General features: G+C 68.7%; 24 protein-coding genes. 18 read left to right on the top strand and 6 right to left on the bottom strand.

Annotation, left to right across the window (positions count from 1 at the left end; all coding sequences use genetic code 11):
* The first annotated feature begins 1 nt into the window (after nucleotide 1).
* The gene (locus tag BrevBR_RS03235; RefSeq protein ID WP_332638530.1) at nucleotides 2-1,333 is read left to right on the top strand and encodes a dihydroorotase; all 1,332 of its coding nucleotides are present in this window, start codon (nucleotides 2-4) and stop codon (nucleotides 1,331-1,333) included.
* Here BrevBR_RS03235 and erpA read toward each other — a convergent pair.
* Nucleotides 1,330-1,707 carry an iron-sulfur cluster insertion protein ErpA gene (gene erpA / locus BrevBR_RS03230; protein WP_339999911.1) on the bottom strand — a complete coding sequence of 126 codons (378 nt, stop codon included), beginning with the start codon at nucleotides 1,705-1,707 and terminating at the stop codon, nucleotides 1,330-1,332. The genes BrevBR_RS03235 and erpA overlap by 4 nt on opposite strands.
* A 21-nt stretch (nucleotides 1,708-1,728) precedes the next feature.
* Here erpA and BrevBR_RS03225 point away from each other — a divergent pair, with 21 nt between their 5' ends.
* From BrevBR_RS03225 to lpxC, 14 genes are all read left to right on the top strand, one after another.
* Entirely contained in the window at nucleotides 1,729-2,946 is a 1,218-nt protein-coding gene (locus BrevBR_RS03225; protein WP_339999910.1) for a deoxyguanosinetriphosphate triphosphohydrolase, read from the top strand.
* 242 nt (nucleotides 2,947-3,188) lie between these two features.
* Nucleotides 3,189-3,971, top strand: coding sequence for an SPOR domain-containing protein (locus BrevBR_RS03220; protein ID WP_339999909.1), 783 nt, complete (start codon nucleotides 3,189-3,191; stop codon nucleotides 3,969-3,971).
* Between the two features lie 7 nt (nucleotides 3,972-3,978).
* Nucleotides 3,979-5,028: a beta-N-acetylhexosaminidase gene (gene nagZ, locus BrevBR_RS03215; RefSeq protein WP_332638534.1), complete on the top strand. Its 1,050-nt coding sequence runs from the start codon at nucleotides 3,979-3,981 to the stop codon at nucleotides 5,026-5,028.
* Between the two features lie 4 nt (nucleotides 5,029-5,032).
* Nucleotides 5,033-5,851 carry a segregation and condensation protein A gene (locus tag BrevBR_RS03210; RefSeq protein WP_332638535.1) on the top strand — a complete coding sequence of 273 codons (819 nt, stop codon included), beginning with the start codon at nucleotides 5,033-5,035 and terminating at the stop codon, nucleotides 5,849-5,851.
* The gene (gene scpB, locus BrevBR_RS03205) at nucleotides 5,848-6,507 is read left to right on the top strand and encodes an SMC-Scp complex subunit ScpB (protein WP_332638536.1); all 660 of its coding nucleotides are present in this window, start codon (nucleotides 5,848-5,850) and stop codon (nucleotides 6,505-6,507) included. Before BrevBR_RS03210 ends, scpB begins: the two co-directional genes overlap by 4 nt.
* 48 nt (nucleotides 6,508-6,555) lie before the next feature.
* Nucleotides 6,556-7,986, top strand: coding sequence for a UDP-N-acetylmuramate--L-alanine ligase (gene murC, locus BrevBR_RS03200; protein ID WP_339999908.1), 1,431 nt, complete (start codon nucleotides 6,556-6,558; stop codon nucleotides 7,984-7,986).
* A complete protein-coding gene (locus tag BrevBR_RS03195) occupies nucleotides 7,986-8,471 on the top strand; it encodes a hypothetical protein (protein WP_339999907.1) in 486 nt (161 codons plus the stop codon). The genes murC and BrevBR_RS03195 overlap by 1 nt, the downstream gene beginning before the upstream one ends.
* On the top strand, nucleotides 8,468-9,373 hold the full coding sequence (gene murB / locus BrevBR_RS03190) for a UDP-N-acetylmuramate dehydrogenase (protein WP_339999906.1): 906 nt from the start codon (nucleotides 8,468-8,470) through the stop codon (nucleotides 9,371-9,373). The genes BrevBR_RS03195 and murB overlap by 4 nt, the downstream gene beginning before the upstream one ends.
* Before the next feature lie 12 nt (nucleotides 9,374-9,385).
* Nucleotides 9,386-10,321 carry a D-alanine--D-alanine ligase gene (locus tag BrevBR_RS03185; protein WP_339999905.1) on the top strand — a complete coding sequence of 312 codons (936 nt, stop codon included), beginning with the start codon at nucleotides 9,386-9,388 and terminating at the stop codon, nucleotides 10,319-10,321.
* Complete coding sequence (locus BrevBR_RS03180) at nucleotides 10,309-11,196, top strand: cell division protein FtsQ/DivIB (protein WP_339999904.1); 888 nt, start codon at nucleotides 10,309-10,311, stop codon at nucleotides 11,194-11,196. Before BrevBR_RS03185 ends, BrevBR_RS03180 begins: the two co-directional genes overlap by 13 nt.
* Nucleotides 11,197-11,210: 14 nt before the next feature.
* Nucleotides 11,211-12,539 carry a cell division protein FtsA gene (gene ftsA, locus BrevBR_RS03175; RefSeq protein ID WP_332638541.1) on the top strand — a complete coding sequence of 443 codons (1,329 nt, stop codon included), beginning with the start codon at nucleotides 11,211-11,213 and terminating at the stop codon, nucleotides 12,537-12,539.
* Nucleotides 12,540-12,754: 215 nt separating this feature from the next.
* Nucleotides 12,755-16,105: a TonB-dependent receptor domain-containing protein gene (locus BrevBR_RS03170; protein WP_339999903.1), complete on the top strand. Its 3,351-nt coding sequence runs from the start codon at nucleotides 12,755-12,757 to the stop codon at nucleotides 16,103-16,105.
* Between the two features lie 239 nt (nucleotides 16,106-16,344).
* Nucleotides 16,345-17,952, top strand: coding sequence for a cell division protein FtsZ (gene ftsZ, locus BrevBR_RS03165; protein WP_332638543.1), 1,608 nt, complete (start codon nucleotides 16,345-16,347; stop codon nucleotides 17,950-17,952).
* A gap of 188 nt (nucleotides 17,953-18,140) precedes the next feature.
* Nucleotides 18,141-19,040, top strand: a complete 900-nt coding sequence (gene lpxC, locus BrevBR_RS03160; RefSeq protein ID WP_339999902.1) for a UDP-3-O-acyl-N-acetylglucosamine deacetylase — start codon at nucleotides 18,141-18,143, stop codon at nucleotides 19,038-19,040.
* Nucleotides 19,041-19,133: 93 nt separating this feature from the next.
* Here lpxC and pgeF read toward each other — a convergent pair whose 3' ends face one another.
* From pgeF to lgt, 3 genes are read right to left on the bottom strand one after another with little or no spacing between them, the layout of a single operon-like run.
* Nucleotides 19,134-19,904: a peptidoglycan editing factor PgeF gene (pgeF, locus tag BrevBR_RS03155; RefSeq protein WP_339999901.1), complete on the bottom strand. Its 771-nt coding sequence runs from the start codon at nucleotides 19,902-19,904 to the stop codon at nucleotides 19,134-19,136.
* Nucleotides 19,905-19,906: 2 nt separating this feature from the next.
* A complete protein-coding gene (locus BrevBR_RS03150) occupies nucleotides 19,907-20,980 on the bottom strand; it encodes a class I SAM-dependent methyltransferase (RefSeq protein ID WP_339999900.1) in 1,074 nt (357 codons plus the stop codon).
* Nucleotides 20,980-21,849, bottom strand: coding sequence for a prolipoprotein diacylglyceryl transferase (gene lgt / locus BrevBR_RS03145; RefSeq protein WP_339999899.1), 870 nt, complete (start codon nucleotides 21,847-21,849; stop codon nucleotides 20,980-20,982). The genes BrevBR_RS03150 and lgt overlap by 1 nt, the downstream gene beginning before the upstream one ends.
* A gap of 191 nt (nucleotides 21,850-22,040) precedes the next feature.
* Here lgt and BrevBR_RS03140 point away from each other — a divergent pair, with 191 nt between their 5' ends.
* The 3 genes from BrevBR_RS03140 to proC all read left to right on the top strand — a co-directional run bounded on the left by BrevBR_RS03140 (nucleotide 22,041) and on the right by proC (nucleotide 23,702).
* The gene (locus BrevBR_RS03140) at nucleotides 22,041-22,328 is read left to right on the top strand and encodes an accessory factor UbiK family protein (RefSeq protein ID WP_339999898.1); all 288 of its coding nucleotides are present in this window, start codon (nucleotides 22,041-22,043) and stop codon (nucleotides 22,326-22,328) included.
* Between the two features lie 64 nt (nucleotides 22,329-22,392).
* Nucleotides 22,393-22,896 carry a YbjN domain-containing protein gene (locus BrevBR_RS03135; protein WP_332638549.1) on the top strand — a complete coding sequence of 168 codons (504 nt, stop codon included), beginning with the start codon at nucleotides 22,393-22,395 and terminating at the stop codon, nucleotides 22,894-22,896.
* Between the two features lie 5 nt (nucleotides 22,897-22,901).
* On the top strand, nucleotides 22,902-23,702 hold the full coding sequence (gene proC / locus BrevBR_RS03130; protein ID WP_339999897.1) for a pyrroline-5-carboxylate reductase: 801 nt from the start codon (nucleotides 22,902-22,904) through the stop codon (nucleotides 23,700-23,702).
* Here the strand turns inward: proC and BrevBR_RS03125 are convergent.
* Both BrevBR_RS03125 and BrevBR_RS03120 read right to left on the bottom strand, forming a co-directional pair.
* Nucleotides 23,699-24,193, bottom strand: a complete 495-nt coding sequence (locus BrevBR_RS03125; RefSeq protein ID WP_332638551.1) for a hypothetical protein — start codon at nucleotides 24,191-24,193, stop codon at nucleotides 23,699-23,701. The genes proC and BrevBR_RS03125 overlap by 4 nt on opposite strands.
* A gap of 79 nt (nucleotides 24,194-24,272) precedes the next feature.
* Nucleotides 24,273-25,616: a sensor histidine kinase gene (locus tag BrevBR_RS03120; protein WP_339999896.1), complete on the bottom strand. Its 1,344-nt coding sequence runs from the start codon at nucleotides 25,614-25,616 to the stop codon at nucleotides 24,273-24,275.
* Between the last annotated feature and the right edge of the window lie 2 nt (nucleotides 25,617-25,618).

Below are 25,618 nucleotides of genomic sequence, written 5' to 3'. Positions count from 1 at the left end.
CATGACCCAGACATATGACCTGATCGTTCGCGGCGGCGAAGTGGCCAACCACGCCGGGCGCGGCATGGCCGACGTCGGCGTGACCGGCGGCCGGATCGTCTTCGTCGGCGATCTGTCGCAGGCCTCGGCGGGCGAAGTCGTCGACGCGACCGGCCTGACCGTCCTGCCGGGCGTCATCGACACCCAGGTCCATTTCCGCGAGCCCGGGCTGGAGTGGAAGGAGGATCTGGAGACCGGCAGCCGCGCCGCGGCTCTCGGCGGCGTCACCGCCGTGTTCGAAATGCCGAACACCGAGCCCAACACCACCGATCCGGATACCCTGGCCGACAAGCTGGCCCGCGCCCGTGACCGGATGTGGACCGACCACGCCTTCTACATCGGCGGCACCCATGAGAACGCCGGATACCTGGCCGAGCTGGAGCGGCTGCCCGGCTGCTGCGGGGTCAAGGTGTTCATGGGAGCCTCGACGGGAACGCTGCTGGTCGCCGACGACGAGGGCGTGCGCAAGGTGCTGCAGAATGTGAAGCGCCGCGCCACCTTCCATTCCGAGGACGAATACCGGCTGGTCGAGCGCCGCCCGCTGGCCCGCACCGGCGACTGGACCAGCCACCCCGAGGTGCGCGACGCCGAAAGCGCCATCATGTCGACCCGCCGTCTGGTCCGGCTGGCGCGCGAGGTGGGCGCGCGCATCCATGTTCTGCACGTCTCGACCGCCGAGGAAGTCCGCTTCCTGGCCGACCACAAGGACGTCGCCACCGCCGAGGTCACGCCCCAGCACCTGACCCTGGACGGCGACGAGGCCTATGCGCGGCTGAAAGGCTACGCCCAGATGAACCCGCCCATCCGCAACGCGCCGCATATCGCGGGCCTGTGGACCGGCATCGAGCAGGGTGTGTTCGACGTCCTGGGCTCGGACCATGCCCCGCACACGATCGAGGAGAAGGCCCGGCCCTATCCGGCCTCGCCCTCGGGCATGCCGGGGGTGCAGACCCTGGTGCCGGTGATGCTGACCCATGTGGCCAACGGGCGGTTGTCGCTGGACCGCTTCATCGACCTGACCTCCCACGGGGCCAACCGGGTGTTCGGCATCGCCGGCAAGGGCCGGATGGCCGAGGGCTATGACGCCGACCTGACCATCGTCGACCTGAAGGCGAAACACGTCATCCGTCACGAGGACATGGCCAGCCGCTGCGGCTGGACCCCCTTCGACGGCTTCGAGGCGACCGGTCAGGCCAAGGCCACCATCGTGCGCGGCCGTGTGGTGATGAAGGACGGAGAGTTGATCGGCGCGGCCCACGGGCGGCCGGTGCGTTTCCAGGAAACCCTGGGCTAGATCGAGAAGCTGACGCCGCAGCCGCAGCTGGAGGCCGCGTTCGGGTTGCGGACCACGAACTGCGCCCCCGCCAGATCGTCGACGAAGGCGATCTCGGACCCCTTGAGGAAGGGCAGGGAGACCGGGTCCACCAGCGCCGCCTGACCGTCAGCCTCGATGCGGATGTCGTCGGCCTCTCCGGCCTCCACCAGCTCGAACCGGTACTGGAAACCCGAGCAGCCGCCGCCGTCCACGGAGACGCGCAGCATGACCGGACGGCCCTCGTCCCGGCCGAGTTTCTCGAGCCGCCGGGCGGCGGTTTCGGACAGGGTCAGGCCGTGACCGCCGGCGGACGGCGATATCTGGAACGCGGGGGCGGATTGGACGGTGCTCACAGGGGCCTATATGAGGCGCGGGTGGCCGTTCGCAAAGGCCCGCAGCCGAATGAGCAGCCGACGTTGATCCCCGAGCGCGCCGCCTACGCCGAATACCCCGAGCACAGCCGCGGCCGGCTGACGCCCGAACCGCTCAGCCGGACGCGCAACGCCTACGCCCGCGACCGCGACCGGATCATCCACGCCACCGCCTTCCGCCGTCTGAAGGAGAAGACCCAGGTCTTCGTGGCGCACGAGGGCGACCACTACCGCACCCGCCTGACGCACAGCCTCGAGGTCGCCCAGATCGCGCGGTCCCTGGCCCACGCCCTGCGGCTGGACACCGACCTGGCCGAGACGGTGGCCCTGGCCCACGACCTCGGCCATCCGCCGTTCGGCCACGCCGGCGAGGACGAGCTGCAGGCTCAGATGGAGCCGTGGGGCGGGTTCGACCACAATGTCCAGACCTTCCGCGTCGTGACCCGGCTGGAGCACCGCTATCCCCAGTTCGAAGGGCTGAACCTCAGCTGGGAAACCGTCGAGGGGGTGGTCAAGCACAACGGCCCGGTGTCGCACCGGCTGGACGAGCCGGCGTGGAAGGCCATCGCCGACTATGCGCCGGACTGGGACCTGCGGCTGGGCACCTTCGCCTCGCTGGAGGCGCAGGCCGCCGCCATCGCCGACGACATCGCCTATAACAATCACGACGTGGACGACGGGGTGCAGGCGGGCCTGTTCACCCTCGACGACCTGTCGCAGGTGCCGCTGATCGGGCCGGTGCTGCACGGGGTGCGCAAGGACTGGCCGGATATCGACGAGCGGATGATCCGCATCGAGGCCGTGCGGCGCATGATCGGGGTCATGGTCGAGGACGTGCTGGCCGAGACCGAGCGCCGTCTCGAGGCGGCGGACATCCGTTCGTCCGAGGACGTCCGCATGGCCGACAGGATGCTTGTGGCCTTCTCGCCCGCCATGCTGGCCGACCTGGGCGTGCTGCGGCAGTTCCTGTTCGAGCGGATGTACCGCCACTACCGCGTCAATCGGACCCGCAGCCAGGCCCGGCGCATCCTGGCCGAGATGTTCCAGCTGTTCATGGCCGAGCCCGCGACCCTGCCGCCGGAATGGTCGGGCAAGGCGGCGACCACGGATCAAGCCAGGCGGGCGCGGGCGGTGTGCGACTACATCGCCGGCATGACCGACCGCTACGCCATCGAGGAACACAGGAAGCTGTTCAGCCTCGACCTCGCCCTGGACCTCTAGCCATCCTCGGCCGTCATCCTCGGGCTTGACCCGAGGACCAGAGGCGGCCGCGGACTATGCTTCGAGGCGGCCCTGAAACCTGGCCGAAATCTCCACGACCCCGCACCAGATGGTCTGATCCTCGGGTCAAGCCCGAGGATGACGGTGGAGGGATGGTGCAGGCGGCCTGAAAAAGGACTCGGACCGGGATAGAGTGTTTTTCGGCCGCGCCGATTCGCGCGGCCCGGCTGGAAGGCGCGGTCATGTCCCACGAAGATCCCTATCGTCCGAACCCGGGTCGCGATCCCGGCCACGACCGCGGCGCCTATACGCCGCCGACCGACGACGACCTGCCGTTCAACCGCGGCGGCTATGATCCTCGCCGGGGCGGCGGCGGAGGGGGCGGGGCCAAGGCGCCGCCGATGACGCTGATCATTTCCGCCGTGGTGCTGGTCCTGCTGATCATTGCGGTGGTGGTCTATTACCGCGCCGGTCCGCGCTCCTCGAACGACGCCCCGCCCGCCGTGGGCACGCCCGTCGGTGAAATGAAAGCCGAGGCCCCGCTGGAGGCCCAGCCGATCGATCCGGAGGCCGGCATCGACGTCTACTCCAACGCCGAGGCTCCGACGACAGCCCCGATCTTCACCCCGCCGCCCGAGGCTGTGCAGCCGCGTCCGACGACGCCGGCGCCCGCGCCGGTGCAGGGCGAACCCCTGCCAAGGCCCGTACGGATCCCGCCGGCCGTGGGCGGTCCGGCCGTCGTGCCCGCGCCGAAAGCTGATCCGGCGCCCGCGCCCGCCGCGGGCGGAACCTCGGGCGTCCAGATCGGAGCCTTCTCGACCCCCGGCCTGGCCGACCGTGAGTTCGCCGCCATCGTCGCCCGCTATCCGCAGTTCACCCGCGGCGCCGACAAACGGGTGCAGGAGGTGACGGCGTCCAATGGTTCGACCGTCTACCGCACCACCGTCACGGGCCTCAGCCGCGAACAGGCGACCGGTCTCTGCAATGCGATCAAGGCCGGCGGCGGCGACTGCTTCGTACGTTGACGCCAGCGTGACCTCCGCCGCGATCTACGGCTGCAGCGGCCACCGGCTGACCGAGTCGGAGAAGGCCTTCTTCGCCGACGTCCGGCCGTGGGGCTTCATCCTGTTCCGGCGCAATGTCGACAGCCCCGAGCAGATGCGGGCCCTGACCGACGAGTTGAGGGACTGTATCGGCGACTCCGCCTGTCCGGTCCTGATCGATCAGGAGGGCGGGCGGGTTCAGCGCATGGGTCCGCCGCACTGGCGAAAATATCCACCGGGCGAAGCCTATCTGAAGGCGACCAATGATCCGCACACCGCGCGCGAGCTGGCCCGGCTGGGCGCGCGCCTGATGGCGCATGATCTGCGGGCGGTCGGGGTCAATGTCGACTGCGCTCCGGTGCTGGACGTGCCGGTGCCGGGCGCCCACGACATCATCGGCGACCGCGCCTACGCCCATGACCCGGCCACGGTGGCGCGGATGGGCCGGGCGGCGGCGGAGGGCCTCCTGGCGGGCGGGGTGCTGCCGGTGATCAAACACATGCCGGGCCACGGCCGCGCCTTCGCCGACAGCCACCACGACCTGCCGGTAGTCCACGCCGATCTGGACACGCTGGATGGCTGGGACTTCGCGCCGTTCAAGGCCCTGTCGGACATGCCGCTGGCCATGACCGCCCATGTGGTGTTCGACGCCATCGATCCGAAACGGCCGGCGACGACCTCGAGGAAGGCTGTGGGCCTGATGCGGGATCAGCTGGGCTTCGGCGGTCTGATCATGACCGACGACCTGTCGATGAAGGCCCTGTCCGGAAGTTTGCGCGAACGGGCCGAGGCCTCGCTGAAGGCCGGCTGCGACGTGGTCCTGCACTGCAACGGCGATCTGGACGAGATGCGTCTGGTCGCCGAGGGGGCCGGCAAGCTGAAGGGGCAGGCCGCGAAACGCGCCGCCGCCGCCATGGCGCGCATCGTGCACACCCCTGAACCGCTGGACGAGCCCGAGGCGCGGACCCGGTTCGCGGCCCTGCTGGAGGGACGGCTTGAAGCCGCGCGCGGCCCGGATGTCGGCGAGGCGCAGGCCTGATCCCATGACCGACGCCTTCCAGCCCAATCTGGACTTCGCCGCCGCCGAACAGGTCGACGATCACGAGGCGTTCGTGGTCGATCTTGAGGGGTACGAAGGCCCGCTGCACGTGCTGCTGGCGCTGGCCCGGACGCAGAAGGTCGATCTGCTGAAGCTGTCGATCACCAGGCTGGCGGAACAGTATCTGGCGTTTGTCCACGAGGCGCGGCGGCGGAATTTCTCGCTGGCGGCGGACTATCTCGTGATGGCGTCGTGGCTGGCCTATCTGAAGTCGCGCCTGCTGCTGCCCCGCACCGACAAGAAGGGCGACGAGCCGCCGGCCGAGGAGATGGCCGCCGCCCTGGCCTTCCGGCTGCAGAAGCTGGAGGCCATGCGCAAGGCGGTCGAAGCCATCACCGCCCGGCCCCGGCTGAAGCGCGACGTCTTCACCCGCGGCGATCCCGAGGCGCTGGTCATCGTGCCCTCTGACCGGATCGACGCCAGCCTGTACGAGCTGATGGCCGCCTATGTGACCCAGCGCCGCCGCGAAGGGCAGCGGCAGTACAATCCCGGCCAGCGCGTCGAGGCCTTCGGACTTGAGGCGGCGCGGGACTGGCTGCGCGACGTCCTGCCCCGGCTCGAGCAGTGGACGCCGCTGGAACAGGTCGCGCCCGCCCGCAGCGGAACCGACGGCCCGACCCAGGCCAGCTTTACCGCCTCGACCCTGTCGGCCAGTCTGGAGCTGGTGAAGGAGGGGGCGATGGATGTGAAACAGGCCGAGGCCTTCGCCGATCTGTATCTGAAGCGGCGCGGGCGCGGTCAGCCGCTGGAGTTGATCCCGTGATCCAGTTCGCCCCTGATCACGGAGAGATCGAACGCCGCGTCGAGGCCCTGCTGTTCGCCGCGGCCGGCCCGCTGTCGGCGGCCGAGATCGCGCGCCGCCTGCCTGAGGGCGCGGATGTCGGCGGGGCGATATCCGCCCTGCGCGAACGGTATCAGGGCCGGGGCGTCGAGCTGGAATGCGTCGCCGACCGCTGGCGCTTCCGCACCGCCGCCGATCTCGGCTTCCTGATGACCGAGGAGCGCGAGGAGCCGCGCCGTCTGTCGAAGGCCGCGCTCGAGACCCTGGCCATCATCGCCTACCACCAGCCCTGCACCCGCGCCGAGATCGAAAGCGTGCGGGGCGTCTCCCTGTCCAAGGGGACGTTGGACCTGCTGCTGGAGATGGGGTTCGTGAAGCTGAAGGGCCGCCGCCGTACGCCGGGCCGCCCCGTCACCTACGCTACGGCCGACAAATTCCTTGAGCATTTCAGCCTCGCCAGCCTGTACGACCTGCCGGGGGTGCAGGAGATGAAGGCTGCAGGCCTGCTGGACCTGTCCATCCCGGTCGGCTTCGAGGTTCCGGACCCGTCGCGGCCTGTGGACGATGACGACGCGCCTCTCCTTCCCGGGGACGAGGACGCGCCGGAGTTCGCCCAGGATTTCGTCGCTGAGGACTGATCGCAGCGGGGTGGTGCAATCCCTCCGAACCCTTGCTAATCCGCTCGGATGATCGCTCGCCTTCGCCCCGTCCCGTTCGACCTCGGCCCGGTCCATTTCGTCGGCATAGGCGGCATCGGGATGAGCGGGATCGCCGAGATCATGCTCAAGATCGGCTATTCGGTTCAGGGCTCGGACGCCAGGGCCAGCGCCAACACCGAGCGGCTGGAGCGACTGGGCGCGCGCATCTTCATCGGCCATGACGCCGCCCACATCGGCGACGGCGTCTCGGCGGTGGTCTATTCGACGGCGGTCAAGGCGACCAATCCCGAGATGGTCGCGGCCCGCGAGCGCCGCATTCCGCTGGTGCGCCGGGCCGAGATGCTGGCCGAACTGATGCGGCTGCAGTTCTCGATTGCGGTAGGGGGCACCCACGGCAAGACCACGACCACCTCCATGGTCGCGGCCATCCTCGACGCCGGCGGGCTGGATCCGACGGTGGTCAACGGCGGCATCATCAACGCCTACGGCACCAACGCCAAGGTCGGCGACGGCGACTGGATCGTGGTCGAGGCCGACGAGAGCGACGGCAGCTTCCTGCGCCTGAAGTCGACGGTGGCCATCGTCACAAACATCGACCCCGAGCACCTCGACCACTACGGCGACTTCGACGGGGTGCGGAAAGCGTTCGTGGACTTCGTCGAGAACATCCCCTTTTACGGCTTCGCCGCCGTCTGCCTCGACCATCCCGAGGTGCAGCGGCTGGTGGCCTCGATCGATAACCGGCGGCTGGTCACCTATGGCATCAATCCCCAGGCCATGGTGCGAGCCGACAACTGCCAGATGATGCCCGACGGCTGCCGGTTCGACGTGGTGATCCAGAAGCAGGGGCTGGCGGCGCTGGACGAACCGATCCGGATCGAGGGCCTGCATCTGCCCATGGCGGGCTGGCACAATGTCGCCAACGCCCTGGCGGCCATCGCCGTGGCGCGCGAACTGGACGTGTCGGACGAGGCGATCAAGGCGGGCCTCGCCGGCTTCGGCGGCGTCCGCCGGCGTTTCACCACCACGGGCGTCGTGGGTGGCGTGCGGATCGTCGACGACTACGGCCACCATCCGGTCGAGATCGCCGCCGTGTTGAAGGCCGCGCGTCAGGTCGCCGAGGGCCGCGTCATCGCCGTGGTCCAGCCGCACCGCTTCACCCGGCTGGAATCCCTGATGGAAGAATTCTCCACCTGTTTCTCGGATGCAGACGCGGTCTTCGTCGCCGACGTCTATGCCGCCGGGGAGACGCCGATCGAGGGGGTGGACAAGAACGCCCTCGTCGAGGGCATCCGCCGCTTCGGCCACCGGTCGGTCCAGCCGCTGCAGAGCGTGGAGGCGTTGCCGGGGGTGATCGCGGCGGAGGCCAAGGGGGGCGATCTCGTCGTCTTGCTGGGCGCGGGCGACATCACGGCCTGGGCCTACGCCCTGCCGGGGCAGCTGGAGGCGCTGGCTTGATGGATGCTCCACCATTGCAGGCGTTCTGCGCCGAGATGGAGAGACTCGGCGCAGCCATTCAGGCCCCCCGCGAGATGCTGCCGCACTGCGGAGCCACGACAGACGCGGGTTACCATGTCCTGATCGCCGCCGACGGCCGCTATTCGCTCGTCTATTCCGAGCGGGGCGTTCCCGGGGTCGTCGCCTCAAGCTCCAGCCCGGAGGTGCTCATGGAGCGGGTGTTTGTGGAGGTCACGACCAATATGGCGTCGACAGCGGTGGCCAACGAGCAGCCGCCTCTTGATACGGCGGAAGTGCTTCGCATGGATCAGCTTTCGGAAGAGCAACTCCGGGATGCGGCCGTCGACTATCATCTTAGAACCTCCCGCATTCAGGAGGCGCTTCTCGGCAAGCTGAACCCGGAATGGCGTGAGCGGCAATCCGACTGGAACGCAGGACGGCTGCGCGAAACGAAGCAATTCTTCTCTGAAGGATCAAAGGATTGATCGATTCCTTTCCCGACGTCCGCGGCAAGCTGCTGCTCAACGAGCCGCTGGGGCCCTTCACCTGGTTCCGGGTGGGCGGGAACGCCGACGCCCTGTTCATCCCGGCCGACGCCGACGATCTCGCCGACTTTCTGAAGGCGCTCGACCCGGCCGTGCCCGTGACCGTGCTCGGCGTCGGGTCCAACATCATCGTCCGCGACGGCGGGGTCGAGGGGGTGGTCATCCGGCTGGCCGGGCGGCCGTTCGCCGGGATCACGACCGAGGGCGACACGATCACTGCGGGCGCGGGCGCGCTGGACTCCATGGTGGCGAAGGCGTCTGCGAAAGCCGGGCTGGCGGGGCTGGAGTTCTACGCCGGCATCCCCGGCACCATCGGCGGGGCCCTGACCATGAACGCGGGCTGCTATGGCGCGGAGACGAAGGACATCCTCGTCTCGGCGCGCGGCGTGACGCGGGCAGGGGAGAGGGTCGAATATGCGCTGGCCGACTTCGGCTACACCTATCGCCACTCGGAGGCGCCGGCCGACATTATATGGATCGAGGCGACCTATCGGGGGACGCCCGACGATCCGGAAGTCGTCGCCGCGCGGATCGCCGAGATCACCTCGCGCCGCGAACAGACCCAGCCGATCCGCGAGAAGACCGGCGGCTCGACCTTCAAGAACCCGCCCGGCCATTCATCGTGGAAACTGGTCGACGAGGCCGGCTGGCGCGGCAAGCTGTTCAGGGCCACGGGAGGCGGGGCGATGTTCAGCGAACTGCACAGCAACTTCATGATCAACCCCGGCGAGGCGACCGCCGCCGACATCGAGGGTCTGGGCGACGCCGTGCGCGCCGACGTTCAAAGTAAACTGAACGTAAACCTCGAATGGGAGATCAAGAGGATCGGCCGCCCGCTTTGAGTTGATCCCCTGATGACCCGCCCGTTCGCAGACCTGCACGTCGCCGTCCTGATGGGCGGACTGTCGTCCGAACGGGAGGTGTCCCTGAGCTCGGGCAGGATGTGCGCCGACGCCCTGGAAGGGCAGGTGGCCAGGGTCACCCGCGTCGACGCCGGTCGCGACCTGGCCCAGGTGCTGGCGGATTTGAAACCCGACGTCGTCTTCAACGCCCTGCACGGCGAATGGGGCGAGGACGGCTGCGTCCAGGGCGTGCTGGAGACCCTGGCCATTCCCTATACCCACTCGGGCGTTCTGGCCTCGGCCCTCGCCATGGACAAGGAAAAGTCCAAGGCCGTGCTGCGCGCCGCCGGCGTCGTCGTGCCCGGCGGCGGCCTGTTCGACCGCCACGAGGTCGCGCGCCGCCATGTGATCGACCCGCCCTATGTCATCAAGCCGAACGCCGAGGGATCCTCGGTCGGCGTCTATCTGGTGCGCGAGGGCGACGCGCCGTGCGCCGCTCCCGGCGAGGCCGCCTGGACCTATGGCGAACAGGTCATGGTCGAGCCCTTCATTGCGGGCAAGGAATTGGCGGTCACGGTTCTCGGGGAAAAGTCAGGTCCCCGCGCCCTGACGGTCACCGACATCACGCCCCACAAGGGCTTCTACGACTACGAGGCCAAATACGCGCCCGGCGGCTCCAGCCACATCCTGCCCGCGGTCCTGCCGCCGCATGTGTTCGAGAAGGCGCTGCGGGAATCCGAGCTGGCGCACACCGCCATGGGTTGTCGCGGCGTGTCGCGATCGGACTTTCGTTATGACGATATTAAGGACGATCTGGTCCTTCTGGAGGTCAATACCCAGCCCGGCATGACGCCAACCTCGCTCAGTCCCGAGCAGGCCGCGTTCGTCGGGATGGACTATAAAGCCTTGGTACGGTGGATGGTGGAGGACGCCTCATGCCCGCGGTAGTTCGCGGCGGTCGGCGACAGAGTTCGAACCAGCCTGCAAAACGCGGCGCGGCTCCTGGATCACAGGGACGCGGGCGTTCGCCCCGCAACGCCCCGGCCACCCCGGGCAAGATGGCGGCGCTGGGCCGTCTCGACCTGTCTCCCCGCGCGGTCATCATTTCCATCGTCGCCGGCGTCGCCGTTCTGGCGGGCGTTCTGGCCACCGGAGCGCGCGCCGAGCGCATCGGCGCCTCGATCAGCCATGGCGTCGACGGCGCAGCGGCCGGCATGGGCCTGAAACTCGAGAAGGTCTTCATCGAGGGGGAGTCGCCCGAGGCGACCGCCACCATTCAGCGCGCCGTGCAGCTGTACGCCGACCAGCCGATGACCTCGATCGACCTCGACGCCGTGCGCAAGCGCGTCGAGGCGGTGGGCTGGGTCAAGGGCGCGCGCGTGGTGCGCCTGCTGCCCAACACCCTGATCGTCCATGTCACAGAGCATGACCGTCTGGCCGTCTGGCAGGCCGGCGGCCGCAACATGGTCATCGACAGCCATGGCGTGGTCATCGCCGGCGCGGACGCCGGCCGCTATCCCAACCTTCCGCTGGTTGTCGGCAAGGGCGCCGAACAGGCCGCCTCCGAAGTCCTGCCGCTGATCGCCCAGCGGCCCGGCTTGCGGGCGCGGGTCGAGGCTCTTGTGCGCGTCGACGAACGCCGCTGGGACCTGAGACTGAAGGACGGCAGCCTGATCCAGCTACCCGCCACCGACCAGGACGCCGCCCTGATCCAGCTGGATGCGCTGGACCAGCGCGAACGCCTGCTGGAGCTGGGCTTCGACCGCATTGATCTGAGAACGCCGGGAGAGGTCGCCGTCCGGCCCTCCGCCGGCGCCGCGTAGGGTAGGGGACGTTTATGGCTGGACGGTCTGTGGATAAAGCTGTGGACGGCGCCAAGAGCGGCGCCGGACGCGCGCCCGTGGTGGCGGCGCTGGATCTCGGCCAGTCCAAGGTCGCCTGCTTCATCATGAAGCCCGAGGGCGTGCGCCACGCCGACCGAACCATCCGCGTCGCCGGGGCCGGCCACGTCCAGTCGCGCGGCGTGCGGGGCGGCGGCATCGTCAACATGGACGAGGCGGCCCAGGCCATCGGCCACGCCGTCGAGCGCGCCGAACGCGCCGCCGGCTCGCCGGTCTCGGGCGTCGTCGTCACCACGGCCATCGGCCAGATGGCGAGCCATCGCGTTCAGGCCCGCGTCTCGCTGGGCGCCACCCCCGTCGGCGACGCCGATCTGGCCCGCGCCATCGCCATGGCCCTGGCCCAGATCCGCCTGCCGAACCGTCGTCCGATCCACGTCCTGCCGATCGCCTGGTCGGTCGACGGCGCGCGCGGCGTGCACGATCCCCGCTCCATGAAAGGCCATTCGCTGGGTCTCGACCTGCTGGTCGTCTCCATGGCCGAGGGCGCCTTCAACGGCCTGAGCCACTGCCTCGAACTGGCTCACCTGGATTTGCAGGGCGTGGCGGCGGCGCCGGTGGTGTCGTCGCTGGCGGCGCTGGAAGACGACGAGATGGATCTGGGCTGCGTGTGCATCGACATGGGCGGGGGCTCGACCTCGGCGGCGGTCTGGGGCGGGCGCTCCCTGCTGCATATCGAATCGCTGAACGTCGGCGGCGATCATGTCACCGCCGACATCGCCCGAGGCCTGTCGACCTCCAAGGCCGGGGCGGAGCGGCTCAAGACGCTGCACGGCTCGGCCATGGCCAGCGCCAACGAGGATCGCGAGATGCTGGAGGCCCCGCCGCGGGGCGAGGACCCGTCGGCGGGCCCCATCTTCGTCCAGCGCGCCATGCTGAAGACCGTCATCGCCCCGCGCGTCGAGGAGACCCTGGAACTGCTGCGCGATCGCCTGCGCAACGCCGGCGTGGGCCTTGAGCCGGGCGCGGGCCTGGTTCTGACCGGCGGCGCCAGCCAGCTGAACGGCGTGCGTGAACTGGCGGTGCGCGTGTTCGACCGCCCCGTGCGTCTGGGCAAACCCCAGCGCGCTCCCCACCTGGCCGACGCCGCATCCGGACCGGCCTTCTGCTCGGCTGCGGGGGTCCTGCTGCGGGCCGCCTATGGCCCCCGGGAGGCGGTGTCGGCCCGCAAGCTGATGTCCAGACAACTTTCAGCTGCAGACGCCCCTCGCATCCATCAGGGCGGGATTGTGGCGCGTGCCGCCGGCTGGCTGCGGGAAAACCTCTAAAAGCCCCTATGTCCGTGCTCCGACGGCGAAATTCGCACGTCGGTCTCGTGGCGACAGTGTGTCCAGATTGTAACAACGGTATGCTGGATTAGCCTCCGTGCCGCCACAATGCTTGCCGGGACGGTCCTAGATGTTAGCGTGACGGTCCGAAGCAGAATCCGTCGCCACGGCGGAGGCTGCTTGTTGCATCCATTATTGGTTGGGGCCCAAACACCATGCTTCTCAAGCGCAAGTACCTCTTTGGCTCGACGATCCTCGCGGGCGTCATGGCTGTCACCGCTCCGGCCTTGGCCCAGAGCCAGCTGCCGCCCGTGAACGTTCAGGGTCAGGCCGACCAGGACGCCACCGAGATCGACGAAGTCGTGGTCACCGGTTCGCGCATCCGTCGCGACCCCACCAACGCCCCGACCCCGCTGATCCAGGTCAACCGCGAAGCCCTTCTGACCACCGGTCAGTCGACGGTCATCGACTATCTGGCCACCATCCCGGCCCTGTCGAACTCGGTGGTTCCGTCGGACACGACCGGTTCCGGCCTTGGCGACGGCGGTCTGTCGCTGGCGAACCTGCGTTCGCTGGGCTCGAACCGCACGCTGACGCTTGTTGACGGCCGTCGCCATGTCGGTTCGAACGGCGGCTCGCTGGCGGTTGACGTCGACACCATCCCCCGCCTGCTGATTGAAAACATCGAAATCGTCACCGGCGGCGCCTCTTCCGTCTACGGCGCGGACGCCGTTTCCGGCGTGCTGAACTTCGTGCTGCGGAAGGATTTCGAAGGCCTCGAGATCGACGCCAACTACGGCATGATCAACCAGGATGGCCAGGCTGCGAAGCGCATCTCGGCCCTGATCGGCCACAACTTCTTCGACGACCGCCTGAACGTCTACGCCCACGCCGAGTACGAGCATCAGGACCCGGTCACCTCGTTCGACATCGACTGGATCCGGGACGGCAACTATCTGCTGGGCGTTGACGCCGACCCGACCAACGCGGCCCTCGGGCCCGCATCCGACGGCTTCGTCGACAGCATGCTGTTCAACAGCCCCAACCGGATGGACCGCCCGCTGTGGGGTCAGACGACCCTCGCTCACCGGACGGCGGTCAGCGCGGGCAACGACCCCGATGTCGCCAACTTCTCCGGCAGCTCCTGCAACTTCACCTACGCCGCCTCCTGCTATGCGGTGGCTCCCGGATATACCTACTGGTATGACGGCACGACGGCGCGTCCCGCGAACTTCGGTCAGCGCATCGGTCAAACCGGTGTCAGCCGCCCGTACAACTACGGCGGCGACGGCATCAACCCGGCGGCCTTCTCGACGCTGTCGCGGGTGCCGGATTCGGAATCGCAGCGCTATCAGGTCGGCGCCAACCTTCGGGTGACCGACAACATCGACGCCTTCTTCGAGGTCAAGCACATCATCGAAGACACCTTCGATGTCAGCCAGCCGACCTTCTTCGACTTCGACCTCGACAACACCTCCTATTCCAACACACAGCTGAACTCGCTGTGGGGCGTGCAGGCCATGGACCTGCGCTGGGACGACAACGCCTTCCTGCCGACCCTGGTCCGTAACGCCATCGCCACCAACACGGTTGGGACCTGCACCGCGCCGACGGCGACCACTGACGGCGTCTGCACCGCCGGCGGCCCCCTGGTTCAACTGGCTCGCCACACCATGTTCGGTCCGGACCGGAGCCAGGACAACAGCCGCGAGCTGACCCGCTTCGTGGTCGGCCTGCGTGGTTCGTTCGATCAGCTGCTGTTCGTCGACAACATCAACTGGGACATCGGCTACACCTACGGTGAAGCCACGATGCGGAACAGCGAGCGGGGCGTCGACTCCCTGCGCGTCGGTCTCGCCGCCGACTCGGTCTTCGACGTCGCCGGTATCGTCAACGGCACCCCGGGCGAGATCGTCTGCCGCGTGCAGCTGCTGGACGCCCAGGGCCTGCCGCTTGAGTATAGCAACTTCGGCAACGTCTTCGGCGGTGAAGACCTCCGCAACCTGCAAGGCTACGGCCAGGCCGACATCGACAACTGCGCCCCGCTGAACATCTTCGGCGACGGCAACCAGAGCCAGGCGGCCCTGGACTATATCGACGCCGCCATCGCCGTGACCGAGCTCAACGAGCAGGAGCAGTTCATCGCTTCGATCGCCGGCGAGCTGTGGGACTTCTGGGGCGCCGGCCCGATCGGCATGGCCCTGGGCGTCGAATACCGTCGTGAATACACCGAGGGCGTCGGCCGCGACGCCGACACCAACGGCCGCTTCCTGTTCATGAACACGGGTCCCGACTTCGTGGGCGCCCAGTACGAGAGCGAGGAAGCCTTCGCCGAACTCTCGCTGCCGCTGTTCCGTGACAGCTGGCTGGGCGAGTATGCCGAACTGAGCGGCTCCTACCGCTACGCCGACTACACGACCGTGGGCAATCTCGACGTCTATGGCGTGAACCTGGTCTACCGGCCGGTCCGGGACATCACCTTCAAGACCAGCTTCAACAGCTCGGTCCGGGTGCCGGATCTGAACGAGAACTTCTCGCCCTTCAGCCAGACCTTCGCCAACGGCTTCGTGGATCCTTGCGCCACGAACAATATTGCGGCCTTGGGCGACGCCCAGACCCGTACCAACCGGATCAACAACTGCTCCGCCCTCGCCGCGGCCCAGGGCCTGTCGTTCGACTTCGGCAGCACCACCGCGACGACGACCGACGACTTCCAGCCCGTCTACACCTCGGGTATCGCCGGCGTGCTCGGCGGCAACCCGTTCCTGCAGCCGGAAGAGTCGGAATCCTTCACCTTCTCGACGGTCATCCAGCCTCGCTGGTTCCCGAACCTCAGCCTGGTTCTGGACTACTACGAGATCGAGATCGAGAACGTGATCGCCAGCGTCTCGGCGCAGACCGCAGCCAACAACTGCGTCAATGGCGACGTTCTCAACACGGCCGCCTGCGCCACCATCTTCCGCAACCGTCCCGGCGACCCCTTCTATGTCGGCGGACCGGTCGGCGATCCGATCGGCGGCTTCATCCAGGGGTCGATCAACTACGCCGCCCTGACCACCCGTGGTCTGGACTTCACGGCGCGGTACTCGGTCGACATGGAAGAGGTCTTCGGCCGTAACTGGGGTCGTCTCGACTACTCGGTCGGCGGCCTGTGGCTGATCGAGCAGGAGCAGTTCCTGAACTCGTCGGATCCCAACGACGGCACCGAGCTCGGCAGCACCCTGTTCTACCCGCGGGTGCGTCTCACCTCGTCGCTGACCTACACGCCCAACGACACCTGGAGCGTGAACTGGACGGTTGACTGGCAGACCGCGCAGGACATCGTCTCGCCGCGCAACTTCGTGTCGAACTCGGATAGCCGGCCTGTGGAATCCCTCAGCACGGGCGACTTCGCCCGCCACGACTTCACGGTGCGCTTCAACGTCGACGACAATCTGTCGATGCGCGCCGGCGTCGTGAACGCCTTCGACAACGAACAGAACCCGTACCTGGGCACGACGCTGTACTCGAACTTCGATCCGTACGGCACGCGCTTCTTCATCGGCCTGAACTACCGCCCCTGGTAAGACCCTCGGCGATCAAGACGGAAAGGGCGGCTCGCAAGGGCCGCCCTTTTTTCTTTGGCCCCGGGCAAACTGCGGTGAAGGTTAATGAAATCCGTGGCTCCGGGCCCGACTCAGCCTATCGGGTAACACTCCCTTAAGCAGTTCGGGTGTTTCCTTAACGCGCTCATAACCAATGCGAATCGGCGGGGAATCGCATCGGGGCAAGGCTAGGGCAGGGTCGGATAAGGTCGGATAAGAATATGTCTCTCTCGCTGGTGCGTCCGCAACACACGGAACTGAAGCCCCGTATCGTCGTCTTCGGCGTCGGCGGCGCCGGCGGCAACGCCGTCAACAACATGATCGATGCGGGTCTTGAGGGCGTCGAGTTCGTCGTCGCCAACACCGACGCGCAGCATCTGTCGTTCGCCAAGACCGACCGCCGCGTCCAGCTGGGCGAGACCATCACGCAAGGCCTGGGCGCCGGCGCCCACCCCGAGGTCGGCATGAACGCCGCCGAGGAGTCGGCCGAGGAAATCTACGGGCACCTGGACGGCGCCCACATGGTATTCATCACGGCCGGTATGGGCGGCGGCACCGGCACCGGCGCGGCCCCCGTCATCGCCAAATGCGCCCGCGACCGCGGCATCCTGACCGTCGGCGTCGTGACCAAGCCCTTCACCTTCGAAGGCCGCCACCGCATGCGTCTGGCGGATGCGGGCATCGCCGAGCTGCAGCGCTACGTCGACACCCTGATCGTCATCCCGAACCAGAACCTGTTCCGCGTCGCCAATGAACGCACCACCTTCGCCGACGCCTTCGGCATGGCCGACCAGGTGCTGCATTCGGGCGTGCGTTCGATCACCGACCTGATGATCCTGCCGGGCCTGATCAACCTCGACTTCGCCGACGTCCGCGCCGTCATGTCCGAAATGGGCAAGGCGATGATGGGCACGGGCGAGGCCTCGGGCGACGACCGCGCCCTGATGGCGGCCCAGAACGCCATCGCCAACCCGCTGCTGGACGAGACCTCGCTGAAGGGCGCCAAGGCCGTGCTGGTGAACATCACCGGCGGCATGGACATGACCCTGCTGGAAGTCGACGAGGCCGCCAACGCCATCGCCGGCGAAGTGGACGCCGACGCCAACATCATCTTCGGCGCCGCCTTCGACCCGGCCCTGGACGGCAAGATCCGGGTCTCGGTCGTGGCCACCGGCATGGAAGACCTGGCCGCCGCCAAGGGCGCGTCCTCGGCTGCAACCTCGACCTTCGACAGCCGCCGCCCGGCCGCGCCCTACGCCGCCTCGCGCGCCGAGCCTGTGCGTCAGGACCCGGTTCGCGAACCGGTTCGCGCCGAGGCCCCGCGCCAGCCCGAGCCGGCCCCGGTCGTCCCGACCTTTCAGTCCGCCCAGCCGACCTTCGGAACTGCGGCCCGCGCTCCCGAGCCGCGTCCGGAACCCGTGATCCACGTCGCCGAGGACCGCACCCTGGAGCCGATCGTCGATCCGTGGGTCGAGGAGTACGAGTCCTCGCCGCGCGCCCGCACGGCCGCCGAAACGACGGCTCCGGTGGCCCAGGGCGACCTGTACATGGACCGTTCGGCAGACCGCGCTCCGCAGCCGGAAACACGCCGCGAAGAGCCGGCCTATGATGAGTATGACGACCGCGATCACCGTAAGTCGGGCTGGAGCCTGTTCGGCCGCGGCAAGCGCCAGCCGGTCCAGCCCACCTATCCGCAGTCGCGTCAGACCGAGTCCCGCATGACCGAGATGCGGCCGACCACCCAGGCCCAGCCTTCGCCGGAACCCGAGCTGGGCCAGGCGGAAGACGATCTGGAAATCCCATCGTTCCTGCGCCGCCTCGCCAACTGAGGCCGTTCGACTGAGCCGATGAAGGCCCCGGAGCCGTCGCTCCGGGGCTTTTTCGTGGGCGGGACGGTTACCAAAAGCGAAACAATCGGAAACCCGACTTTCATTTCGCTGTTGCGAGGCGACCGCTAGACGGTTGCTGGGGCGTATTCCGCATACGTGCGGTCGCTGTAATTGTTGAGAGTTCGAGTTTGCCGGTCAGCTACGACCATCGCCAGAAGACCACCGTCGCTCCCGCGATCATCGCGGGGGTGGGCGTGCACACGGGCGACCGCGTGCGTCTGGCCGTGCGTCCGGCGCCGGTCGGCACGGGCATCGTCTTCGTGCGCACCGACATCAAGGACCGCGACAACCGAATTCCGGTCTCGGGCGAGGCCGTCGTCGACGCACGGCTGAACACCATGATCGAGAACGCCGCCGGCGTTCGCCTGTCGACCATCGAACATCTGATGGCCGCCTTCGCCGCCCTGGGCGTGTCAAACGCCGTGGTCGAGGTGGACGGGCCCGAACTGCCGATCCTCGACGGTTCGGCGCTGCAGTTCGTACAGCTGCTGGACCGCGCCGGCTTCCGCCGTCAGGAAGCGGCTGTCCGCTACATCGAGATCCTGGAGCCGATCCGCGTGCAGGAAGGCGACAAGACCGCCGCCCTGCTGCCTTGCGACCGCTACGAGATGCGGTTCGAGATCGACTTCGACACGCCGGTGATCGGCAACCAGGTGGTGGATTTCGTCGTCGACGAGGAAACCTTCCGCACCGAGATCATGGCCGCCCGCACCTTCGGCTTCGCCCATGAGGTCGAGGCTCTGCGCCGCGCCGGTCTGGCCCGCGGCGGCTCGCTGGAGAACGCCGTGGTCATCGACGGCGACCAGATCCTGAACCCGGGCGGCCTGCGGATGGAGCGCGAGTTCGTCAAGCACAAGGCGCTGGACGCCATCGGCGACCTGTATGTGCTCGGCGCGCCCCTGTTGGGCCGCTACGAGGGCGTCAAGGCGGGCCACGCGATCAACAACCTGCTGGTCCGCGAACTGCTGGCCAATCCGCAGTCGTGGCGCGAGGTGACCGGCGCGCCCGAACTGGCGATGGCGGGCTAGACCGGCCCTCCGGACGCCGAGGAATTCGGATACGGATTCCGCAGGATTTCGAACACGGATTTCGGGATTGAGAGACGACGGCCATAGCCCTCGTCAGCGCAGGCTGATCGCGCTCATCATTCGGCCGAAGTCCGGCTCTCCATTCAGGTAGGCTCGGCGGTTCGAATAGAACCGCCCCTCGTCCGCGCGCGTGTCGTGGCCGGTCCAGGCCGCCTCGCCGACACCGGCCTGCTCCAGCCGCCACAAGACGAAGCCGGGCAGGTCGAACAGGCGTTTGTCCGGCGTGGCGCCCGGGGCGAAGAAGCGGCCGCCGCCCGGATCGTGGTGGTCGAACCGTTCCTGGAAGTCCGCGCCGACCTCATAGCTGGCCTGGGCGATGCAGGGGCCGATGACGGCGACCATGCGGCGCGGCTCGGCGCCCAGGGCCTGCATGGCGGCGACGGTGGAGTGGGTGACGCCCTCCAGGGCGCCCTTCCAGCCCGCATGCGCGGCCCCGACGATACCGGCCTCGGCGTCAGCCAGCAGGATCGGCGCGCAGTCGGCGGTCAGAACGGCGCAGATGACGCCGGGCGCGGCGGTGACGGTGGCGTCGCCCTCGGGCCGGTCGCCCTTCCAGCCGGCCACGGCCACGCGGGCGAGGCTGGAATGGATCTGATAGCAGGCGGCGAGGTCATCAGGGCGTCCGCCCATGTGCGCGGCGACGCGTTGCCGGTTCCGGGCGACCGCTGCGGGATCGTCGGTCGAGCCGAGGCCGGTGTTCAGGCTGTCGTAGATGCCGGTGGAAACGCCGCCCTGGCGGGTGAAGAAGCCGTGGCGGACGCCGGCCATGTCCAGCAGGGGATGGGTGATCGGTTGCAGCGTCATGCTCAGTCCTCGAAGCCGGGGACGACGAGGGTGCGGGGCGAGAAGACCGCGCAGGCCTTGAACAGGGTCCCCATCTGGTCGTCCGCGGTCAGGCGGGCCAGCTGGCGCTCGATGACGGGCGCCGCATCCGGCCGTCCCGACTTCAACCGGTCGGCGCGGGCTTCGATCCCGAGCAGCCGCAGGAATTCGCCCTGGCCCACGGCGCCCGTCACATCGGCGCCGGCCCGGATGGCGGCCTCCTGCACGGTCGGGAAGTCGGCCCACTGGGTCAGGTCGGCCTCTCCGGGCGTTTCCAATGGATCGACCTTCTGATGCCGACGCAGGGCCTGAAGGGTGTCACCAGGCCCGGGTTTGGCGCGCCCATAGTCGATCAGCAGGGCCGCCCCCGAGCCCGCCTTGATCAGGGCCGCGACGTCACGGCCGAAGGCGGCCTGCTGCTCCGAAATCTCGACGGTCTGGCCGGGCTCGACCTCGAAGGCGGGGCGGGTGAAGCCGCCGGTGATGCGCAACAGGCCGAAGGTCAGGCCGCCCTCGTCAGTGACGCCGATGCGCCGCTCGGTCCAGCCCTCGTCCGTCTTCACGAACTGGCGCGCGGGCAGGCAGTCCAGCACCTCATTGGCGATCAGGATGACGGGGGCGTCGGTCTCGACGCTGTTCAGGTCCCGGGCCCAGCGCGGATGGACGTCGCTGTCGTTCAGCATCCGCGCCTGGGCGGCGCGCAGGGGCGGGCTGGGTTCGATCAGGACCAGATCGACGGCGGCCAGGAAGTCCGGGGCCAGCCGCGCCGCGCGCAGGGCGTCGGCCATCAGGGTGCCGTCGCCCGGGCCGACCTCGACCAGCCGGACGCGCTCGGGCGCGCCCAGCCTCTGCCACAGCTCGACCGCCCACAGGCCGATCAGTTCGCCGAACATCTGGCTGATCATCGGCGCGGTGACGAAGTCGCCGGTCGCGCCGATGGCGGGCCGGGTGGCGTAGTAGCCGCCTTCGGGATCGTGCAGGCAGCGGGCGACGTAGTCGGCGACCGTCATCGGCCCGGTCAGGGCGATTTCGCGCGCCAGTCTGTCCGCCAGCGACATCAGACGACGGTGGGCGGCCGGCTCCAGGCGCGCCAGATCAGCACGGCCCCGGCGATCATCATCGGGATCGACAGGATCATGCCCATGGTCAGACCCAGCGGCAGATTCTCCAGACCGGCGTCAGGCTGGCGCACGTTTTCCAGAAGCGCCCGCGACAGACCGTAGCCGAACAGGAAGATGCCCGTGATGTAACCGGGCTTGGCCAGCAGCTTCGCCTTGTGCACGGCGAACCACAGGACGCCGAACAGCACCAGGCCTTCCAGCCCGGCCTCATATAGCTGGCTGGGGTGACGCGGCACGTCTCCGGCCGGGCAGCCGTTGTAGAGGCGGTAGATGCGGTCGTTGCAGAAGCGGACGGCCCAGGGGACGGTCGTTTCGCGGCCCCACAGCTCGCCGTTGATGAAGTTGGCCAAGCGGCCGAAGAACAGGCCGATCGGCGCAGCGGGCGCCACCACATCGCCCAGGCTGAGCAGACGGACCTTGTGTCGCCATGCGAACCACACGATCGCGATCGAAACTCCGATAAGCCCGCCGTGGAAGGACATGCCGCCGTCCCACAGCCTCAACAGGGACAGCCGCTCGCCCCAGTCGGCGCCGGTGAACAGCCGCCCGTACAGCTCCGGCTGGTAGAAGAGGGCGTATCCGAGGCGGCCGCCCAGGATGATGCCGAGGGTGATGTAGAGGACGAGGTCGTCCAGCTGCAGGGGCGTGACCGGCGGCTTGGCGGGCTGCCAGAGGGCGTTGGCCTTCACCAGCCGCGAGGCGTACCACCAGCCCAGCACGATGCCGGCGACATAGGCCAACGCATACCAGCGGATATCCAGCGGGCCGATGCTGAACAGCACCGGATCGAACTCGGGAAATTGCACGGGCGCTCCTGTCGAGGGGTCTACCTGTGCGGTTTAGCAAGCGCCGCCGGGCGCGTCCCTGAAATTTCGCCGCCACCCCATCGCCCTGCGCCCAAATCAGGCCATAGAACCCCTCGAAAGCAAGGTTTCGTTCACCATATCGGCGGAACCTCTGTTAACCACGCTCGCCGATGCGGGCCGGAGTGCATGTGATGCAGACGCGCAACCCCATCCTCGACGAGTTCGCCAAACTCACGACCGGCGCCATGGGTCTGGCCCAGGCCGCGGGGGAGGAGGCCAGGACCGCCTTCCGCGCCCAGACCGATCGCATGGTCGCGGAAATGGATCTGGTCCGCCGCGACGAGTTCGACGCCCTGAAGGCCGAGATCGCCGCCCTGCGCGCCGAGGTCGCGGCGCTGAAAGCCTCTGCAAAGGCTGGAAAAAAGCCTGCCACGGGAACGTCCACAGCGGCGGTTCCCCCTCAGGACGCAGCCGGTTGAGCCGAATCTGCGAACCCGCCTACCGTCATGTGAGAGGGCGTGAGTCGCGCCCGGAGAGTGCCTGATGGACGCTGCACGGCCCGAAGAAGTCGATGTTCCCTACGATCCGCTGGATGTCGTGGAACACGTCCTGGTGGCCGAAAACCTGCCGTTCGACCGCACCGACGAAGGCGACCTGGCCTTCGCCCTGGCCGGCGACTGGAAGGACTATGAGCTGTGGTTCGCCTGGCGCCCGGAAGGCGACTGCCTGCAACTGTGCTGCGCCCTCGACCTGCAGGCGTCCAGGACGCGCCGCGCCGCCGCCTATGAACTGGTCGGCCTGATCAACCAGCGCACCTGGATGGGCCATTTCGAGGTCTGGGCCGAGGACGGCGAGATCGTCTTCCGCCATTCGCTGGCCCTTCCGATGGGCGAGCGGCCGACCCTGGCCCAGGCGGCCTCCATGATCGACGCCGCGGTCGAGGCCGCTGATCGCTACTACCCGGCCTTCGACTTCATGATCCGCGGATCGAAGAAGCCGCAGGAGGCGATCGACGCCTGCCTGTTCGAGACCGTCGGCACGGCCTGACGGCCATGACCCCTCCCGCACCTTCCGGCCCCGTCGTCCTTCTGGGCTGCGGACGGCTGGGTTCGGCCATCGTCGAGGGCTGGCTGAAGACCGGCGCGGTGGCGCCTTCCGATCTCATCATCCTCACGCCGTCGGAAAAGCCCGCCGCCGAGGCTGCGCGGGCCCGTGGCGCGCGGATCAACCCGCCCTGGAGCGAGCTGGGGGCCGCTGGTGTGCTGGTGCTGGCGGTGAAGCCCGCCAAATGGCGCGCGGCCTTCGCACCGCTGGCCGGTACTCTGGGGGCGCAGACGCGACTGGTCTCCGTCATGGCGGGGGTTCCGGCGGCCGATATCGCACGGGCCGGCGCCCGGCCCGTCGCGAGGGTCATGCCGACGACGGCGGTAGCGCAGGGGCGGGGCGTCGCGGCCCTGTGGTCGGCCGATCCCGAGGCGCGCGAGACCGCCCGGGCGCTGTTCTCGCCCATGGCCGATGTCGTGGATCTGGAGGCGGAAGCACAGATCGACGCTGCCACCGCGGTCGCCGGTTCGGCTCCCGCCTTCATCTACGCCTTCGTTCAGGCGTTGGCCGACGCGGGGCGGGCGGAAGGGCTGTCGGATGAGGCGGCCCGGCGGCTGGCCCGGGGCGCCCTGCGTTCTGCAGGGGCCGGGGTCGAGACGGACGAAACGCTGGAGGCGCTGACCGCCCGCATCGCCTCGCCAGGCGGAACCACGCGCGCCGGCCTGGACGCCATGGCGGCCGGCGGCGACCTGGACCGTGCGGCGGCCTCTGCGGTCGCCGCTGCCGTTCAGAGGGCGCGGTCGCTCTAGCGGGTCTGGTAGCGGCCGTCGGCCAGGTTGTTCGCCAGACGGGCATAGGCGCGGTCCGCGTCCTGCCAGGCGCCGAATCCGCGCACGTCGGCGATGCTCGTCGAATACCAGTCGTAGGCGACCGGATGAATCAGGCCGTCGGCCGTGGTCACGTGACCGGTGATGGTCGCGCCGCCGATCGAAATGCTGCGTATGCCGTCCAGTCCCGGCGTGTCGGCCATCTGTTGCATCGTCGGCCGGTTGGGCTTCAGATCCGTCAGGGTCAGGTTGATCTCGGCGCCGTCGAGGGCGCCGCGCCGGGCGAGGGTGCGACGCACGACGTCGGCGAGGCGCGAGGCCTGCTCCCGGACTTCGCGCTGGCCGAGTTCGTCGGCGTCTTCCAGCACGTCGGGACCGACGGTGACGTTGATGGCGGCGGGATCCGCCAGAGCGGGCGCGGCCCAAAGGGCGAGGCCGGCGGCGATCGGTGCAAGGAGAGCGAGCTTGGTCATGTTGATCCTCACTGACCCCCCGGTCGTGCGAAAGATGATCCCTAAGGCCACGCTTGGCCAGCACCGCAGTGAAATTTGATCAGCCGGGCAGCCGGATCAGGGCCCGAAGCCCGCCCATGTCGCTGCGCTCAAGCGTGATGTCGCCGCCGTGGCCGCGCGCGACATCGCGCGCGATGGCCAGCCCCAGCCCGACCCCCTTGTGGTTCTGGTTTCGCGAGGCGTCGAGGCGCGAGAAGGGGCGGAACGCCTCCTCGTGCATGTCCTCGGGGATTCCGGGGCCGTCATCCTCGACCGCGATCTCCAGCCCGCCTGACGGCAGGGCGCGGGCGCTGAGCCTGACATGTTCGCCGTGGGCGGCCGCATTGCCCGCCAGATTGGTCAGGGCCCGTTTGAAACCGAGGGGACGAAGCGACGCCGTCAGCCCCTCGGGCGCGACGACCTCGACCTCGGCCCCGGCGCGCCGGGCGTCCTCTCCGGCGGCGGTCAGGAGCTCGGACAGGGAAACCGGCTGGGCGGCCTCGCCGGCCTCGCCGCGGGCGAAGGCGAGGTATTCGTCGATCATATGCTCCATCTCGTCCAGGTCGCCCTGCATGGCGCCGGCGCGTTTGAACGGGGGAGCCAGGGCCAGTTCGAGGCGCAGACGGGTCAGGGGCGTTCGCAGATCGTGGCTGACGGAGGCCAGCAAGGCGGTCCGCTGGTCGATGTGGCGTTGGATCCGCTCGCGCATGGCCAGGAAGGCGACGGCGGCGGCGCGGACCTCGCGGGCGCCGTGCGGCTTGAACCGTTCCTGGGTCTCGCCACGGCCAAAGGCTTCCGCCGCCTCGGCCAGCCGCTCGATGGCGCGGACCTGGTTGCGGATGAACAGGATGGCGACGCCCATCAACAGAACGGTGGCGATCAGCAGCCACAGGACGAAGATGTGAGCCTGGGTGGCGACCGCCCGCTCGCGCGGGGCGATGACGCGCAGCACGCCCTGCGGCTGCTGCACCCGGATGTCGACATAGGCGGGGTAGCGGGTGGTGTCGAACCAGAAGGGCTGATCGAGCCGCGCCGCCAGCGCCTTCTCCAGCGTGCGGTCGACCACGCCGACCGGCCCCCGCCGGTTCTCGTCGGGCAGGGTCGCGCCGTCCTGCAGGGCGATGGACAGGGACATCGAGCGCTGGGCGCGCTCGGAGATGACGGTCATGTTCCGCTGGGTCGGATCGTCGCGCCAGCTTTCGGCCGCCCAGGCGATGTCGCCGGCCAGGCCGTCGGACAGGCGGGCGGTCACCGTCTGCCAGTGCATGTCGAAGAAGGCCCAGGTGACGGCCACCTGCATGACCAGCACCGGCAGGACGATGATCAGCAGCGACCGGCCCCACAGCGAGGTCGGCAGACGCCGCTTCAGGAACCGCGGCCAGAGGCTGGCGGGAAGCAGCCTCATCG

The organism is Brevundimonas sp. BR2-1, from assembly GCF_037626195.1.
In the GTDB taxonomy this organism is placed as follows: domain Bacteria; phylum Pseudomonadota; class Alphaproteobacteria; order Caulobacterales; family Caulobacteraceae; genus Brevundimonas.
The sequence above is the reverse complement of the archived record's forward strand: the minus strand, read 5'-3'. Positions and strand labels throughout refer to the sequence as shown.